Raw genomic sequence first — 16736 nt, 5'->3', positions numbered from 1 at the left:
GAGCCTTTTACTTCACTGCAGCGCTTGCACGCCTGCGACGAGCCAGCCGGCGCTGCCGGTCTTGGTCATGTTCCAGACTTCGCGGAACGGGGCCGGGCCTGCCGACGCGTCTTCGCGGATCATGCCGGAGAACTCCACGCTCGCCATGTAGGCGTCGGGCAGCTCTTCGATGCCCAGCAGCTTGGCGTCGAGCATCACGACCTCGGTCTTGTTGAGCGCACCGCCCGTGTGGCTGGCGCGGTCGGCCAGCTGCGTGCGGATCTCTTCGACCATGCTGTCGGTCATCATGGAACGCAGCATCGACACGTCAGCGCGGTCCCAGGCGTCTTGCAGGGTCACGAAGTTGCGCTTGGCGGCGGTGAGGAAGCCGTCGGCATCGAAGCCTGCGGGGATGCCCCAGGACTGCGAACCGGCAAGCGCCGAACCGATCATGCTGCCGCCGGCTGCGGCACCCGCGGCCGACAGGCTGCTGCCGTGCGATGCCGGTGCGGCATCGAACGCGGTGGCGTTGCGCTCCCACGGCCGTGCCGAGGCGTCGTTGCCGACGTTGGCCGGGCTGTACTGGGCCGGTGCGCGTGCATCGGCGGGGCTGCCGGCGCCCTGGAAGGCGAAAGCGCCCTGGCGGTTGGCATTGCCCGACGACGCGGCCGAGCGCGCCTTGAAGATGCGCCACACCGCGAGCGCAGCAAAGGCCAGCAGCGCGATCAGCAGGATGTTGGCGAAGCCGGCGCCGAGGCCCAGCGAATTCGCGAGCCATGCCAAGCCCAGGCCGGCGGCGAGGCCGCCGAGCATTGCGCCCCACGGACGCTTCGGTGCAGCGGCGGCGGGCGTTGCGGGCTTGGGCGCCGCATTGGTCGCGTTCTGCTGCGCGGGGGCCGCGGGCTGCGTGGCCTGGCGCTGCGTCACGTTGGACGACTGGCGACCGACGGACTTGCCGCCGCCCATGCGTGCGGCTTCCGCCTGAACGCTCCCCAGCACCAGCGCTGCTGCCAAAAACAAAGAACCCAAACTCTTCATGCCGTCTCCTCTTGAGCGAAAAATTCGCGTCGTCATCGTGATCAACACTTGATTCCAACATGGAGGGCTGCAATTCCCCCCGTCATGTTGTGATAGTCCACATGTCCGAAACCGCCCTCTTTCATGAGGGTCTTGAGCTCCTCTTGCGAGGGATGCATCCGGATCGATTCGGCCAGGTAGCGGTAGCTCGCGTCGTCGCCGGCCACGAGCTTGCCCAGTCGCGGCAGCACGTTGAACGAATACCAGTCGTAGGCCTTCGTGAGCGGCTTGGCGACCTTCGAGAACTCAAGCACCAGCAGCTTGCCGCGCGGCTTGAGCACGCGGTTCATCTCCTTGAGCGCGACGTCCTTGTGCGTCATGTTGCGCAGGCCGAAGGCCACGGTGACCACGTCGAAGTGGTTGTCGGGAAAGGGGAGCTTCTCGGCGTCGCAGACGGTGGTGGGCAGCACCACGCCGGCGTCGAGCAGGCGGTTGCGGCCGGTGCGCAGCATGGCTTCGTTGATGTCGGTATGAACCACCTGGCCCGTGGCGCCGACCTTCTTCGAGAAGGCAAGCGCGAGGTCGCCGGTGCCGCCCGCGATGTCGAGCACGCGCGAGCCTTCGCCCACGTTCGCGACCATCACGGTGTAGGCCTTCCAGGCCCGGTGCAGTCCGGCCGACATCAGGTCGTTCATGATGTCGTAGCGCGAGGCCACCGAGTCGAAGACGCCGCGAACGCGTTGCGCCTTCTCGCTTTCGTCGACTTTCTCGAAGCCGAAGTGGGTTGTACTCATGCGGTGGATGTTAGGCCGGAAGGCATTCCTTCAAGGCGACGACCCCGCAGGCACGGCGGACATTTGTTGCTTTTTCCTCCAACGGAGGGCCGCCGCAACGCGCGTCTTTGCTATCTGTAAGGCTATCTTTTCAATAGCAACAGGGTATGTTTACCCTCGGTTCCGGCGACGCTCAGTGACTGCTGCAGGCGTGGCCGCCCTTGTCGGCCATCGGCGCATCGCGGTCCACGCCGGCCGCGGCCAGGCGCCGCTCGTAGTCGGCCCACAGTTCGGCCTGCCGGGCGCCCAGGTCATAGAGCAGGCTCCAGGTGTAGATGCCGGAGTTGTGGCCGTCGCTGAAGGCCGGCTGCACGGCGTAGTTGCCGACCGGCTCGAGCCCGACCAGGTCGACCTCGCGCTTGCCGGTCTGCAACACCTCCTGCCCCGGGCCGTGGCCCTGCACTTCGGCCGACGGCGAGTAGATGCGCATCAGCTCGAAGGGGATGCGGAAGGTGACGCCGTCCGAGAAGCCGACCTCGAGCACGCGCGACTGGCCGTGCACGGTGATCGATTGGGGCGTCGGCGCGCCGGCTTGCAAACCTGCCATGGGGAATCCGTTCGGAAGAAGAGAAAAAGAGAAAAGGGGTGGGACTCGCGCAGTATGCCGCGCGCTGCGCGCCAGCGTGCCGGCCGCCTGCGCTTAGCATCGCAGCATGCCGTCACGCACACGCTTTACCCTCCTCCTGTCGCGTCCGAACCGGGCCGCCCTCGTCCTCTGCGCAGCGCTCGCGAGCGCCGCCCTCGCCCCACCCGCCCACGCCTTCTGGGGCCTGATCGGCAAGGCGGCAGGCAAGGCCGCGACCGCCGGCAAGGCGGCCGGCGTGGCGGGCAAGGGCGCGGCGGTCGGCGCCGGTGCAGTGGCGGCCGAAGGCGCGACGGGCGTGGCCGCCAAGGGTGCGATGGCGCTGGGCGACGATGCGGCGCATGCCGCGCAGGTCGGCTCGCGGGGCTTCGGCGGCGCGCACGAACTGAGCGCCGTGAACGCCGCGCTGCCGCCCGAGGTGGCGGCCTACCTCGCCAAGCCGGCGAAGGAGCTCACGCCCAAGGACACGTCGTTCATGATGGACAGCTACCGGCAGATGGTCGAGCGCGCCGGCAAGAGCGGCGACTTCACCGCCGTCGAGCGCCTGCCGACCTCGGCGGGCACCGCACGCACGCTGCCAGCCGAACCCGTCAAGGCCGCAGCAACACCACAGCCAGCAACCACCACCGCATCGTCCGGCAGCTCGGGCGCGCTGCCCTTCCATGCGGTACGCCTGCTGGCCCACGCCGCGCATGCGGGCAACAAGAGCGCGCAGGCCGAGCTCGATCGCGTGTGCAGGGATGGCAGCGTGGCCTCGAAGCGCTTCTCGAAGGAAACGCGCGCCACGCCGGAATTCAAGCAGGCCTGCGCGGACCGCAAGACGGTCGCCGCGGCCAGCTGAGAAGAAACGAAGGCCTCAGGCCAGCGTCGCGAGCCGGCGGACCATGTCGGCCTCCGCCTGCGGCAGCAGCGCCTGCACGGCGGCCAGCCGTTCGGCCGGCGCGGTCCGTTGTACGGCGGCCCAGACCGAACCGGGAAAATGGCTGTCCCAGTCGAAGCGCGCGATCACATGCCAGTGCAGGTGCGCCACCATGTTGCCGAGCGCGGCGATGTTGAGCTTGGTGGGCGCCAGCGCGTCGCGCAGGCTCTGCTCCACGCGCACCACCGCCTCCATGCACAGCACGCGGTCGGCCGCGTCGAGGTCGGAAAACTCCGCCGCATGGTCGCGCCACACCACACGATAGAAGGCCGGAAAGCCTACTTCCTGCGCATGGATCACGCGCAGCTTCGCGCCCTCGAACACGATGCGCCCGCCGGGCGCGTCGCACAGCGGGCAACCGGCCACCGCCGTCATACGAGCACCCGCTCGATGCCGCCCTGGTTGGCGGCCGCCACGTAGTTGGGCATCCAGTCGTCGCCGAGCAGCTTGTTGGCCATCTCGACCACGATGTAGTCGGCTTCGAGCAGGCCGTTGTTCAGGTCGTTGCCGTAGCGCGAGAGGCCCTGCAGGCAGCTCGGGCAGCTGGTGAGGATCTTCACGTTGTCGGTCGCGCCGACATTGCCGCTCTCGCGCAGCGCGGCCTCGCCCTTCTTCAGCTCTTCTTCCTTGCGGAAGCGGATCTGCGTCGAGATGTCGGGCCGCGACACGCCCAGCGTGCCCGACTCACCGCAGCAGCGGTCGTTCTTGAGCACGTTGTCGCCGACCAGCGCCTTCACGGTCTTCATCGGGTCCTGCTGCTTCATCGGCGAATGGCAGGGGTCGTGGTACAGGTAGCCGCCACCGCCTGCATCGGCGAGCGTGATGCCCTTTTCGAGCAGGTACTCGTGGATGTCGATGATCCGGCAGCCCGGGAAGATCTTGTCGAACTGGTAGCCCTGCAACTGGTCGTAGCAGGTGCCGCAGCTCACCACCACGGTCTTGATGTCGAGGTAGTTGAGCGTGTTGGCGACACGGTGGAAGAGCACGCGGTTGTCCGTGATCATCTTCTCGGCCTTGTCGAACTGGCCGCTGCCGCGCTGTGGATAGCCGCAGCACAGGTAGCCCGGCGGCAGCACGGTCTGCACGCCCGCGTGCCAGAGCATCGCCTGCGTGGCGAGCCCGACCTGCGAGAACAGGCGCTCCGACCCGCAGCCCGGGAAGTAGAAGACCGCCTCGGTTTCCGAGGTGGTCGACTTCGGGTTGCGGATGATCGGCACGTAGTCGGCATCCTCGATGTCGAGCAGCGCGCGCGCCGTCTTCTTCGGCAGGTTGCCCGGCATCTTCTTGTTGATGAAGTGGATCACCTGCTCCTTGATCGGCGCAGGCCCGAGCGTGGCCGGCGGCGCGCCGGTCTGCTTCTTCGCGAGGCCGCGCAGCAGGTCGTTGGCCATGCGCTGCGCCTTGAAGCCGATGCCCACCATGCCGGCGCGCACCGCCTTGATGGTCTGCGGATTGGTCGCGTTCAGGAAGAACATCGCGGCCGCGTTGCCGGGGCGGAAGCTCTTCTGGCCCATCTTGCGCAGCAGGTTGCGCATGTTCATCGACACGTCGCCGAAGTCGATCTTCACCGGGCACGGCGTGAGGCACTTGTGGCACACGGTGCAGTGGTCGGCCACGTCCTCGAACTCTTCCCAGTGCTTGATGCTGATGCCGCGCCGCGTCTGCTCTTCGTAGAGGAAGGCCTCCACCAGCAGCGAGGTCGCGAGGATCTTGTTGCGCGGGCTGTACAGCAGGTTGGCGCGCGGCACATGCGTGGCGCACACCGGCTTGCACTTGCCGCAGCGCAGGCAGTCCTTCACGCTGTCGGCGATGGCACCGATGTCGCTCTGCTGCATGATCAGCGACTCGTGGCCCATGAGGCCGAAGCTCGGCGTGTAGGCATTGGTCAGGTCAGCGTGCAGCGTCTGCGCCTGCCCGGCGGGCGCGCGCAGCAGCTTGCCCTTGTTGAAGCGGCCTTCGGGGTCGACCCGGGCCTTGTATTCGGTGAACGGACGCAGCTCTTCGTCGCTCAGGAATTCGAGCTTGGTGATGCCGATACCGTGCTCGCCCGAGATCACGCCGTCCAGGCTGCGTGCCAGCGCCATGATGCGCACCACCGCGGCGTGCGCGGTCTGCAGCATCTCGTAGTTGTCGCTGTTCACGGGCAGGTTGGTGTGCACGTTGCCGTCGCCCGCATGCATGTGCAGCGCGACCCACACACGGCCCTTGAGCACCTGCTTGTGGATGGCGGTGCACTCGGCCAGGATCGGCCCGAACTCGGCGCCCGAGAAAATTTCTTGCAGCGGCTGGCGCAGCTGGGTCTTCCAGCTGGCGCGCAGCGTGTGGTCCTGCAGTTGCGGGAACAACGCATCGACGTTCTGCAGCCAGCCGGCCCACAGCGCGCGCACCTCGTGCACCAGCGCCACGGCCTGCGCCACGCGGTCTTCCAGCAGCTCGGCCGCAGGAATCTCGTGCGCGTCGTCGGTCTTGCCCAGCGGCAGGTTGCCGCGCGTGAGGAAGGCTTCGATCGCATCGGTGAGCGCCAGCTTGTTCTGCAGCGACAGCTCGATGTTGATGCGCTCGATGCCGTCGCTGTACTCGGCCATGCGCGGCAGCGGGATCACCACGTCTTCGTTGATCTTGAAGGCGTTGGTGTGCTTGCTGATGGCGGCCGTGCGCTTGCGGTCGAGCCAGAATTTCTTGCGCGCCTCGGGGCTGATGGCAATGAAGCCTTCGCCGCTGCGCGAGTTGGCGATGCGCACCACTTCCGAGGTGACGCGCGCCACCGCATCGGCGTCGTCGCCGGCGATGTCGCCGAACAGCACCATCTTCGGCAGGCCGCCGTGCTTCTTCGATTTCGTCGCATAGCCGACCGCCTTGAGGTAGCGGTCGTCCAGGTGCTCGAGGCCGGCCAGCAGCACGCCCGAGCGCTTCTGCTCGGCGAACATGAAGTCCTTGATCTCGACGATGCTGGGCACCGCGTCTTTCGCGTTGCCGAAGAATTCGAGGCACACGGTGCGCGTGTGCGCCGGCATCTTGTGCACCACCCAGCGGCAGCTGGTGATGAGGCCGTCGCAGCCCTCTTTCTGAATGCCCGGCAGGCCCGAGAGGAACTTGTCGGTCACGTCCTTGCCCAGGCCTTCCTTGCGGAAGGTCTTGCCGGGAATGTCGAGGCGCTCGGTGCGCAGCTTGGTCTTGCCGTCGGCGGCGAAGTACTGCAGCTCGAACAGGGCGCTCTCGGCGTCGTGGATCTTGCCCAGGTTGTGGCCGATGCGGGTCACTTCGAGCCATTCGGCCTGCGGCGTGACCATGCGCCACGAGGCGAGGTTGTCCAGCGCCGTGCCCCAGAGCACGGCCTTCTTGCCGCCGGCGTTCATGGCGACGTTGCCGCCGACGCACGAGGCCTCGGCGGAGGTCGGGTCGACCGCGAACACGAAGCCCGCGCGCTCGGCCGCGTCGGCCACGCGCTGGGTGACCACGCCGGCCTCGGTCCAGATGGTGGGCACGGGAGCGGCCAGGCCGGGCATCGGCACGTGCTCGACCTCGGTCATGGCCTCGAGCTTCTCGGTGTTGATGACCACGCTCTTCCAGGTCAGCGGGATCGCGCCGCCGGTGTAGCCGGTGCCGCCGCCGCGCGGAATGATGGTCAGGCCCAGCTCGATGCAGCCCTTGACCAGCAAGGCCATCTCGGCCTCGGTGTCGGGGCACAGCACGACGAACGGATATTCGACGCGCCAGTCGGTGGCGTCGGTCACGTGCGACACGCGCGAGAGGCCGTCGAACTTGATGTTGTCCTTGGCCGTGAGCCGGCGCAGCACGCGCGTGGCCTTGCGGCGCAGGGCGGCGACTTCGCGGAAGGTGTCGTCGAAGGCGGCGACGGCCTGGCTGACGAGGCCGGTGAGCTCGCCCACCAGCTGGTCGCGCGGCAGGTCGCTGTCGGGGGTGCGGCGCTTCTGCACTTCGCCCAAGCGGTGGCGCAGGGCGTCGACCAGCTGGCCGCGGCGGCGCGGGTTGTCGAGCAGGTCGTCGACAAGGTAGGGGTTGCGCTGCACCACCCAGATGTCGCCCAGCACCTCGTAGAGCATGCGCGCCGATCGGCCGGTGCGGCGCTCGGCGCGCAGGGTCTGCAGCAGGTCCCAGCCGCGTTCGCCCAGCAGGCGAAGCACGATCTCCCGGTCGGAGAAGCTGGTGTAGTTGTAAGGGATCTCGCGCAGTCGTACAGGCTCTGCGGCCTGTGACAACAGCGTATTCAACGCGGTCGGAGCATTCATCGGGTGGGGCCCTTGGCCAGGCGCTGCGCGCCCATGTAGCCGGGGGGTGGATTTTAGGGCAGGCCTTGGGGTCTTTGCCCTTCCCGTTCCGCTATTCCCTATGGCAGGCCCGATGCCTGCCGTGGAGGCCGCCGGACCTCACCCCCGCCCTCTCCCGAGGGAGAGGGGGAAAGACAAGGGGCTTAGAACAGCACGCGGCTGCGAATCGTCCCGTTCACCTTGGCCAGCTTCTCCAGCGCCAGGTCGGACGAGGCCGCGTCGATATCCATCACGACATAGCCGACCTTCTCGTTCGTCTGCAGGAACTGCGAGGAGATGTTGATGTTGTTGTCCGAGAAGATCTTGTTGATCTCGGACAGCACGCCCGGCACGTTGCGGTGGATGTGCAGCAGGCGGTGCTTGCCCGGGTGCGCCGGCAGCGCCACCTCGGGGAAGTTGACCGACGAGGTCGAGGTGCCGTTGTCGCTGTACTTGACCAGCTTCTCGGCCACTTCGAGCCCGATGTTGGCCTGCGCCTCCATGGTCGAGCCGCCGATGTGCGGCGTGAGGATCACGTTGTCCAGCCCGCGCAGCGGCGACTGGAACTCGTCCTTGTTGCTGCGCGGCTCCACCGGGAACACGTCGATCGCGGCGCCCAGCAGCTTCTTGTCTTTCAGCGCCCCGGCCAGTGCTTCGATCTCGACCACGGTGCCGCGCGAGGCGTTGATCAGGATCGATCCCGGCTTCATGGCGGCGATCTCGGCCGCACCGATCATCCACTGGGTGGCCTGCGTCTCGGGCACGTGCAGGGTCACGATGTCGCTCTGGCCCAGCAACTGGTGCAGCTCGCGCACCTGGCGGGCGTTGCCCAGCGGCAGCTTGGTGACCACGTCGTAGAAGGCCACGTGCATGCCCAGCGCCTCGGCCAGCACCGACAGCTGCGCGCCGATGGAGCCGTAGCCCACGATGCCCAGCGTCTTGCCGCGGATTTCAAAGGCGTTGTCGGCCGACTTGAGCCAGCCGCCACGGTGCGCCACGGCGCTCTTCTCGGGCACGCCGCGCAGCAGCAGGATGGCTTCGGCCAGCACCAGCTCGGCCACCGAGCGGGTGTTGGAATACGGGGCGTTGAACACGGCCACGCCGTGTTCGCGGGCGGCTTCGAGGTCGACCTGGTTGGTGCCGATGCAGAAGCACCCGGCCGCCACCAGCTTGTGCGCGGCTGCGAACACGTCGGCCGTCAGCTGGGTGCGCGAGCGGATGCCCACGAAGTGCACGTCGGCGATCTTGGCCTTGAGTTCGGCGTCGGGCAATGCACCCGGCAGCGACTCGATGTTGGTATAGCCGGCGGCGCGCAGCACCTCCACGGCCGAGGGGTGAATGCCTTCGAGCAAAAGGAACTTGATCCTGCTTTTGTCGAGGGAGGTTTTGCTGCTCATGACGTACTCGAGGAGGCCCCGGCCATGGCGACAAGCTAGGCCAAAAAAGGGGAGGACGATGCTAGCATGGTGCAGCGCAGCATGAGCCCCGCAACCCGCGCCGGGCTTGGCGCCAAAGGGGTTTCCCCGATTGGAATAGCCCCCGGGTCCGTGCCCCAATGTGACGCGGCTGTGTCACGCACATGCCCTAGCATTCGCGCTTTCCATTTTTCCCTTCAGGAGTCTTCATGCGATTCAAGACGCTCGCGTTGGCATCGGCGCTGGCCGCCACGCTGTTCAATGCAGCCCAGGCCCAGACCGAGATCCAGTGGTGGCATTCCATGACCGCCGTCAACAACGAGTGGGTCAACGACCTGGCCAAGCAGTTCAACGAGAGCCAGAAGGACTACAAGGTCGTGCCGACCTTCAAGGGCACGTACGACGAATCGATGACGGCCTCCATCGCGGCCTTCCGCTCGGGCAACGCGCCGCACATCCTGCAGGTGTTCGAAGTGGGCACCGCCACCATGATGGCCAGCAAGGGCGCCGTCATTCCGGTCGGCCAGGTCATGAAGGACGCGGGCGAGAAGTTCGACCCGGCCGCCTACATCCCCGCCGTGGCCGGTTACTACACCGCCCCCAACGGCCAGATGCTGAGCTTCCCGTTCAACAGCTCGACCACCATCTTCTATTTCAACAAGGACGCCTTCAAGGCGGCCGGCCTGCCCACCGACAAGGCACCCGCCACCTGGCCCGAAGTGGTCGCTGCCGCCGCCAAGCTCAAGGCCAGCGGCCACAAGTGCCCGTTCACCACGGCCTGGCAGAACTGGACGCAGGTCGAGAGCTTCTCGGCCTGGCACAACGTGGAATTCGCCAGCAAGGCCAACGGCCTGCAGGGCCTGGACGCGCGCCTGAAGGTGAATTCGCCCCTGCACCAGCGCCACATCGAAAACCTGGCCAGCATGTCCAAGCAGGGCCTGTTCATCTACAAGGGCCGCGGCAACGTGCCTGAAGCCTCGTTCGTGTCGGGCGAGTGCGCCATGATCAACACGTCTTCCGGCTTCTACGGCAACGTGGCCAAGAACGCCAAGTTCGCCTACGGCCTGGCACCCCTGCCCTACTACCCGGACGTGCCGGGCGCACCGCAGAACACCGTGATCGGTGGCGCCAGCCTGTGGGTCATGTCGGGCAAGAAGGCCGCCGAGTACAAGGGCGTGGCCAAGTTCTTCAGCTTCATCTCGACGCCTGAAGTGCAGTCCGCCAGCCATAAGCGCACCGGCTACCTGCCGGTGACCACCGCTTCGTACAAGCTCACCGAAGAATCGGGCTTCTACAAGCAGAACCCCGGCACCGACGTGGCCGTGACGCAGATGATCCGCAAGGTCACCGACAAGAGCCGCGGCATCCGCCTGGGCAACTACGTGCAGATCCGCGCGATCGAGGACGAAGAGCTCGAACAGGTCTGGGGCGGCAAGAAGACGGCCAAGGAAGCCCTCGATGCCATCGTGACCCGCGGCAACGAACAGCTGGAACGCTTCCAAAAGGCGAACAAAAGCTAACGATTAAAGATCCGGGCTCCGTGTCCGGCTAATATCGCCCGCCCCCGCACGCCCTTCTTCCAGGGCGCGCCGGGCGGGATTTTTTATGTAGGGGCTTCATGGAAAAACGCGTTTTCTTTCGCTCGGGCTGGTTGCCCTGGCTGCTGCTGACACCGCAGATGGCGGTGATCCTCGTGTTTTTCTTCTGGCCGGCCGGCCAGGCGCTGTTGCAGTCGCTGCAGCAGCAGGACGCGTTTGGCACCTCGGTCGAGTTCGTCGGGTTCGACAACTTCCGCCAGCTCTTCGACGACCCGGCCTATGGCGAGTCGTTCAAGACCACCGCGCTGTTCTCGGTGCTGGTGGCCGGCATCGGCATCAGCCTGTCGCTGATGCTGGCCGTGTTCGCCGACCGCATCACCCGCGGCGGCATGTTCTACAAGACCATGCTGATCCTGCCGTACGCCGTGGCGCCCGCCGTGGCGGCCGTGCTGTGGGTCTTCATGTTCTCGCCCTCGCTGGGCGTGGTCGCCTATGCCCTGGGCAAGATCGGCATCAACTGGAACCACCTGCTCGACTCGGGCCACGCCATGACGCTGATCGTGATGGCCTCGGTGTGGAAGCAGATCTCGTACAACTTCCTGTTCTTCCTGGCCGGCCTGCAGTCCATTCCGAAGTCGCTGATCGAGGCCGCGGCCATCGACGGCGCGCGCCCGTGGCGCCGCTTCTGGACCGTGCAGTTCCCGCTGCTGTCGCCCACCACTTTCTTCCTCTTGGTGATCAACGTGGTCTACGCCTTCTTCGACACCTTCGCGATCGTCGATGCGGCCACGCAGGGCGGTCCGGGCAAGGACACGACCATCCTAGTCTACAAGGTCTACCACGACGGTTTCAAGGGCCTGGACCTGGGCGGCTCGGCCGCGCAGTCGGTGGTGCTGATGGTGATCGTGGTGGCGCTGACCGTCATCCAGTTCCGCTACGTCGAGAAGAAGGTGCAGTACTGATGAAGCAACAAGAACAACAAATCGAACTGGGCGGAGCGCAGCATGGTTGAGAAACGCGGCACGCAGGGCATCCTGGCCCACGTCATCATGATCCTGGGCGTGTTCATCGTCGCCTTCCCGCTCTACCTGGCGTTCGTGGCGTCCACGCACACGGCCCAGGAGATCGTGCAGGCGCCGATGCCCCTGACACCCGGCTCGAACATCGTCGACAGCTACAAGGGCGCGCTGTTCGGGCGCGAGAGCAGCGCGGGCTCCAACGCCCCGGTGGCGCACATGATGTGGGTGAGCTTCGTGACGGCCATGGTCATCGCCATCGGCAAGATCACCATCTCGCTGCTGTCGGCCTTCGCCATCGTGTACTTCCGCTTCCCGTTCAAGAAGATCTGCTTCTGGGCGATCTTCGTGACGCTGATGCTGCCGGTGGAGGTGCGCATCCTGCCCACCTACAAGGTGCTGTCCGACCTGAACATGCTGAACACCTACGCGGGCCTGACGGTGCCGCTGATCGCGTCGGCCACGGCGACCTTCCTGTTCCGCCAGTTCTTCCTCACGGTGCCCGACGAGCTCACCGAAGCGTCGCGCATGGACGGCGCGAGCCCCATGCGCTTCTTCTTCGATGTGCTGCTGCCGCTGTCGAAGACCTCGATCGCGGCGCTGTTCGTGATCCAGTTCATCTACGGCTGGAACCAGTACCTGTGGCCGCTGCTCGCGACCACGAGCGAAGACATGTACCCCGTGGTGGTCGGCATCAAGCGGATGATTGCCGGCGGCGACGGACAGAACGAATGGAACGTCGTGATGGCCACCGCCATCCTGGCGATGCTGCCGCCCGCGCTGGTGGTGATCCTGATGCAAAAGTGGTTCGTCAAGGGCCTCGTGGACACTGAAAAATAACTATGGCTGCTCTCTCTCTACGCAACGTCATCAAGCGCTACGGCCACGGGCCGAAAGCCAACCAGGTCATCCACGGCGTGAGCGCCGAGATCGCCGACCATGAATTCATCGTCATCGTCGGCCCCTCGGGCTGCGGCAAATCGACGCTGCTGCGCATGGTGGCCGGCCTCGAGGAAATCTCGGCCGGCGAGATCGCCATCGGCGGCAAGGTGGTGAACCAGCTCGAACCCTCCGAGCGCGACATCGCCATGGTGTTCCAGAACTACGCGCTGTACCCGCACATGAGCGTGTTCGCGAACATGGCCTACGGCCTGAAGATCGCCAAGGTGCCGACGGCCGAGATCAAGGTGCGCGTCGACAAGGCGGCCAAGATCCTCGAGCTGGGCCACCTGCTCGAACGCAAGCCGCGCGAGCTCTCGGGCGGCCAGCGCCAGCGCGTGGCCATGGGCCGCGCCATCGTGCGCCAGCCGCGCGTGTTCCTGTTCGACGAACCGCTGTCGAACCTCGATGCCAAGCTGCGCGCGCAAACCCGCCTCGAGATCCAGAAGTTGCACCGCGAGCTGGGCATCACCTCGCTGTTCGTCACGCACGACCAGGTCGAGGCCATGACGCTCGCGCAACGCATCATCGTGATGAACGGCGGCGTGATGGACCAGTTCGCCACGCCCGAAGAGGTGTACTCCAGGCCCGCCACCACCTTCGTGGCGAGCTTCATCGGCTCGCCGCCGATGAACCTGCTCAAGCACGCCCCGGGCGTGCGCCCGGGCCAGATCCTGGGCATCCGCCCCGAGCACATGAAGCTCGACGAAAGCGGCTGGACGGTGCAGGTCGAGCAGGTCGAACTGCTGGGCGCCGAGCGCCTGGTGTACGGCCGCATCGGCGAAGAACAGATCATCATGCGCACCGACGAAGGCGACCACCCGCCGGTGGCCGGCGACACGGTGAAGATCGCCGCGCGCGAAGACAAGCTCCATTGGTTCGACGCCGGCTCCGGCAAGCGCGCCGACTGAGCAATGGCCGAACGCAGCCCCTGGCCCTACCCCCGCTGGGTCGCGCACCGCGGCGCCGGCAAGCTGGCGCCCGAGAACACGCTCGCGGCCTTCCGCTTCGGCGCTTCGCACGGCTACCGCATGTTCGAGTGCGACGCCAAGCTCAGCGCCGACGGCGTGGTCTTCCTGATGCACGACGCCACGCTCGATCGCACCACCAACGGCCACGGCATCGGCGGCCAACAGGCGTGGGGCGCGCTGTCGCAGCTCGACGCCGGCGGCTGGCATTCGCGCGCCTTCGCGGGCGAGCCGCTGCCCACGCTGGAGAACCTGGCGCGCTTCTGCCGTGCCAACGAGCTGCTGCTGAACATCGAGATCAAGCCCACGCCCGGCACTGAACGCGAGACCGGCGAAGTGGTGGCACGCGAAGCCGCGCGCCTCTGGCAGGGTGCGGCCGTGCCGCCGCTGCTCACCTCGTTCCAGGTCGACGCACTGAAGGGCGCCCAGGCCGTACAGCCCGAACTGCCGCGCGGCCTGCTGCTCGACACGCTCTGGAACGGCTGGCTCGACACCGCGCTGGGCCTGGGTTGCCAGGCCATCGTCTGCAACCACGCGCTGTGGGACGCCGCCACCGTGGCACAGGTGCACGGCGCGGGCCTGCGTTCGCTGAGCTACACGGTGAACGACGACTGGGCCGCGCAGCGGCTCATCGACCTGGGCACCGACGGCATCATCACCGACCGGGTGGACCTGTTCAGCCCCGCGGGCTGACGCTGCATTTCTTACCCGTTCTTACGTCATGGCGGCTTCTATGATGCGGCCATGAATCGGACCTCTCGCCTGGCGGGCCTGTGCCTTCCCGCCCTCCTGGCTCTGTGGGCCCTGCTGACATGCGGCGGCGCCTTCGCGCAGCCGGACGCCAGCATGAACGCAGGCAACGGCAACCCCAACAACAGCGCCAACACCGTGGCCGCCGCCGCGGCCCCGCCACCCACCATCGCCGAGCTGCGCGCGCAGTTCGCCCGCATCGCGCCCTCGGGCAAGGCCAACGCCAGTGTCGTTCCGGGCGCCGAAGACGACGCACGCAAGCAGCTCGCGCAGATCAACGAGATCGGCGTGCAGGCCGACAAGTTCGTCGCCGCCCGCACCGGCGAGCTGGCCGACCTGAACGCGCGGCTCGGCGAACTCGGCAACCCGCCCGCGGCCGGTGCCACCGAAGACCCCAACATCACGCGCCAGCGCGCGCAGCTGACCAAGGAGCGCAATGCGCTCGATGCGGACATCCGCCTGGCCAAGCTGCTGGCGATCGACGTGCGCCAGCGCGGCACCGACGTGGTGTCGCAGCGGCGCCAGCAGTTCGAGGCCGAGCTCACCAGCCGCGCCGCCTCGCCGCTCGGCAGCGAGTTCTGGGACGACCTGCGCGACGCCTGGCCCGACGACTTCGAACGGCTGCAGGCGATCGGGGCGGCACTCGGCGACGGCTTCGACCAAGCGCTGCAGCCCGAAAGCCGCACGCCGGTGATCGCCTCGTTCATCGGCGCGCTGCTGCTCGCCTGGCTCGGCGTCTGGGCCGCCGAGCGCGGGCTGGCGCGGCTGGCCACGCGCGTGCTGCCGGCCGGGCGGCTGCGCCGCTCATTGCTGGTGATCGCCATCGTCGCCACGCACGTGCTGCTGGTCGCCGTGGCCGCGCACGGCGTCGTCGAAGTGCTCAAGGCCCACGCGATGTGGGACGCGCAGGCGCGCAAGGCGCTGCAGTCGACGGCGCAGACGCTGACCTTCATGGCCTTCATCATCGGCCTGGGGCGCGGGCTGCTGGCCACGGGGCGGCCGTCGTGGCGCCTGCCGGCCATTCCCGACCTCACGGCGCAGCGCCTGTCGGCGCTGCCGTGGCTGGTGGCGCTGGTGGCCGCGCTGGCGTGGACGCCGGCCGAGATCAACGCGCTCATCGACGCCAGCTTTGCCGCCGTGGTCACCACGCACGTGGCGACGGCGCTGCTGCTCACCGCGCTGGTGGGCACCGTCGTGTACCGCCTGAAGGCGCTGCGCGCCGACGCGCCCGAGGCCGGCCTGCCGGAACGGCCGATGTGGGTCGGGGTGCTGGTGGCGCTGATCGTGGTGCTGGTGATCGCGATCTGGGTGCTGGTGGCCTTCGGCTACGTGGCGCTGGCGAGCTTCCTGGCCTCGCAGCTCACCTGGAGCGGCATCGTCGCGGCGGCCTTCTACGTGCTGTTCAAGTTCGCCGACGACCTGTTCATGGCCGTGGTGTCCTCGCGCAGCGCCTCCGGCCAGCGGCTGCAGAAGAGCTTCGGCCTGGCGCCGCAGACGCTCGACCAGGCGGCCACGGTGCTCTCGGGCCTGAGCCGCGTGGCGCTGTTCTTCTACATGCTGGTGGCGCTGGCCGCGCCGCTGGGCACGGGCCCGGGCGAGGTGTTCCAGCGCGGCGGCAAGCTCGGCACCGGCGTGAAGGTGGGCGAGTTCCAGCTGGTGCCGGGCGCGATCCTCAGCGCCGTGGCCGTGGCGGTGATCGGCTTCATCGTGCTGCGGGTGTTCAAGCGCTGGCTCTCGCGCAGCTACCTGCCGAGCACGCAGTTCGAACCGGGCATGCAGAGCTCGATCACCACGCTGCTGGGCTACGTGGGCGGCATCCTGGTGGTGGCGTTCTCGCTGTCGGCGCTGGGCATCGGCATCGAGCGCATCGCGTGGGTGGCAAGCGCGCTGTCGGTGGGCATCGGTTTCGGCCTGCAGGCCATCGTGCAGAACTTCATCTCGGGGCTGATCCTGCTGGCCGAGCAGCCGGTGAAGGTGGGCGACTGGGTGGTGCTGGGCACCACCGAGGGCGACGTGCGGCGCATCAACGTGCGCGCCACCGAGATCCAGCTGGGCGACCGCTCGACGCTGATCGTGCCGAACTCGGAGTTCATCACCAAGACCGTGCGCAACATGACGCTGGCCAACGCCGAGGGCCGCGTGCTGATCCGCCTGCCCATGCCGCTGACCACCGACGCGCAGCGCGTGCGCGAGCTGATCCTCGAGGCCTGCCGCGCGCACGAGGGCGTGCTGGAAACGCCGGCGCCCTCGCTCACGCTCGAAGGCATCGAGAACGGGCTGCTGATCTTCCAGGCCATCGCCTACGTGCCGAGCCCCCGGCTGGCGGGCGGCGTGCGCAGCGACTTGCTGTTCACGATCCTCGACGCGCTCAAGCAGGCCGACCTGCCGCTGGCCACGCCCACGACGCTGGTGATGGCTGCGCCCGCACCGGTGCTGCCCGCCGAGCCGTCGCCGGCGCCGGCCACGCCGGCGTCTCCGCTGCCGGGCACCACCAGCACCTGACGCCGCTGC

Annotated in this window: 13 protein-coding genes; 7 read left to right on the top strand and 6 right to left on the bottom strand. The window is 67.4% G+C overall.

The window, feature by feature from the left end; translation table 11 throughout:
* Nucleotides 1-12: 12 nt before the first annotated feature.
* The 3 genes from AC07OH_RS13845 to AC07OH_RS13835 form a co-directional block, all read right to left on the bottom strand.
* Nucleotides 13-1017: a Tim44 domain-containing protein gene (locus tag AC07OH_RS13845; protein ID WP_489059753.1), complete on the bottom strand. Its 1005-nt coding sequence runs from the start codon at nt 1015-1017 to the stop codon at nt 13-15.
* 41 nt (nt 1018-1058) lie between these two features.
* Nucleotides 1059-1790 (bottom strand): bifunctional demethylmenaquinone methyltransferase/2-methoxy-6-polyprenyl-1,4-benzoquinol methylase UbiE, encoded by a 732-nt coding sequence (gene ubiE / locus AC07OH_RS13840; RefSeq protein ID WP_070063595.1) that lies wholly within the window; start codon nt 1788-1790, stop codon nt 1059-1061.
* Between the two features lie 172 nt (nt 1791-1962).
* Nucleotides 1963-2376, bottom strand: a complete 414-nt coding sequence (locus tag AC07OH_RS13835) for a gamma-butyrobetaine hydroxylase family protein (protein WP_495301063.1) — start codon at nt 2374-2376, stop codon at nt 1963-1965.
* Between the two features lie 106 nt (nt 2377-2482).
* Here AC07OH_RS13835 and AC07OH_RS13830 point away from each other — a divergent pair, with 106 nt between their 5' ends.
* Nucleotides 2483-3253 (top strand): hypothetical protein, encoded by a 771-nt coding sequence (locus AC07OH_RS13830; RefSeq protein WP_495301062.1) that lies wholly within the window; start codon nt 2483-2485, stop codon nt 3251-3253.
* A 15-nt stretch (nt 3254-3268) separates the two neighbouring features.
* Here the strand turns inward: AC07OH_RS13830 and AC07OH_RS13825 are convergent, their stop codons facing one another.
* The 3 genes from AC07OH_RS13825 to serA all read right to left on the bottom strand — a co-directional run bounded on the left by AC07OH_RS13825 (nt 3269) and on the right by serA (nt 8996).
* Nucleotides 3269-3706 carry an HIT family protein gene (locus AC07OH_RS13825; RefSeq protein ID WP_495301061.1) on the bottom strand — a complete coding sequence of 146 codons (438 nt, stop codon included), beginning with the start codon at nt 3704-3706 and terminating at the stop codon, nt 3269-3271.
* The gene (locus AC07OH_RS13820) at nt 3703-7581 is read right to left on the bottom strand and encodes a DUF3683 domain-containing protein (protein WP_495301060.1); all 3879 of its coding nucleotides are present in this window, start codon (nt 7579-7581) and stop codon (nt 3703-3705) included. Before AC07OH_RS13820 ends, AC07OH_RS13825 begins: the two co-directional genes overlap by 4 nt.
* Nucleotides 7582-7763: 182 nt before the next feature.
* Nucleotides 7764-8996: a phosphoglycerate dehydrogenase gene (serA, locus tag AC07OH_RS13815; protein ID WP_495301059.1), complete on the bottom strand. Its 1233-nt coding sequence runs from the start codon at nt 8994-8996 to the stop codon at nt 7764-7766.
* A 227-nt stretch (nt 8997-9223) separates the two neighbouring features.
* On the opposite strand from serA, the gene ugpB reads away from it, so the two are divergent.
* The 6 genes from ugpB (at nt 9224) to AC07OH_RS13785 (ending at nt 16727) form a co-directional block, all read left to right on the top strand.
* Nucleotides 9224-10534 carry a sn-glycerol-3-phosphate ABC transporter substrate-binding protein UgpB gene (ugpB, locus tag AC07OH_RS13810; protein WP_489059762.1) on the top strand — a complete coding sequence of 437 codons (1311 nt, stop codon included), beginning with the start codon at nt 9224-9226 and terminating at the stop codon, nt 10532-10534.
* 98 nt (nt 10535-10632) lie between these two features.
* The gene (gene ugpA, locus AC07OH_RS13805) at nt 10633-11514 is read left to right on the top strand and encodes a sn-glycerol-3-phosphate ABC transporter permease UgpA (protein WP_489059764.1); all 882 of its coding nucleotides are present in this window, start codon (nt 10633-10635) and stop codon (nt 11512-11514) included.
* 42 nt (nt 11515-11556) lie between these two features.
* Nucleotides 11557-12408, top strand: coding sequence for a sn-glycerol-3-phosphate ABC transporter permease UgpE (gene ugpE / locus AC07OH_RS13800; RefSeq protein WP_062474482.1), 852 nt, complete (start codon nt 11557-11559; stop codon nt 12406-12408).
* Between the two features lie 2 nt (nt 12409-12410).
* Nucleotides 12411-13418 (top strand): sn-glycerol-3-phosphate ABC transporter ATP-binding protein UgpC, encoded by a 1008-nt coding sequence (gene ugpC, locus AC07OH_RS13795; RefSeq protein ID WP_056578265.1) that lies wholly within the window; start codon nt 12411-12413, stop codon nt 13416-13418.
* A gap of 3 nt (nt 13419-13421) precedes the next feature.
* The gene (gene ugpQ / locus AC07OH_RS13790) at nt 13422-14168 is read left to right on the top strand and encodes a glycerophosphodiester phosphodiesterase (RefSeq protein ID WP_495301058.1); all 747 of its coding nucleotides are present in this window, start codon (nt 13422-13424) and stop codon (nt 14166-14168) included.
* A 51-nt stretch (nt 14169-14219) separates the two neighbouring features.
* Nucleotides 14220-16727 carry a DUF3772 domain-containing protein gene (locus tag AC07OH_RS13785; protein WP_495301057.1) on the top strand — a complete coding sequence of 836 codons (2508 nt, stop codon included), beginning with the start codon at nt 14220-14222 and terminating at the stop codon, nt 16725-16727.
* The last annotated feature ends 9 nt before the right edge of the window (nt 16728-16736 follow it).

The sequence above is a fragment of the Variovorax sp. GW821-FHT10C12 genome, assembly GCF_059415405.1.
Note: the sequence above shows the minus strand (reverse complement) of the source record. Positions and strands in the feature narration are given on the sequence as shown.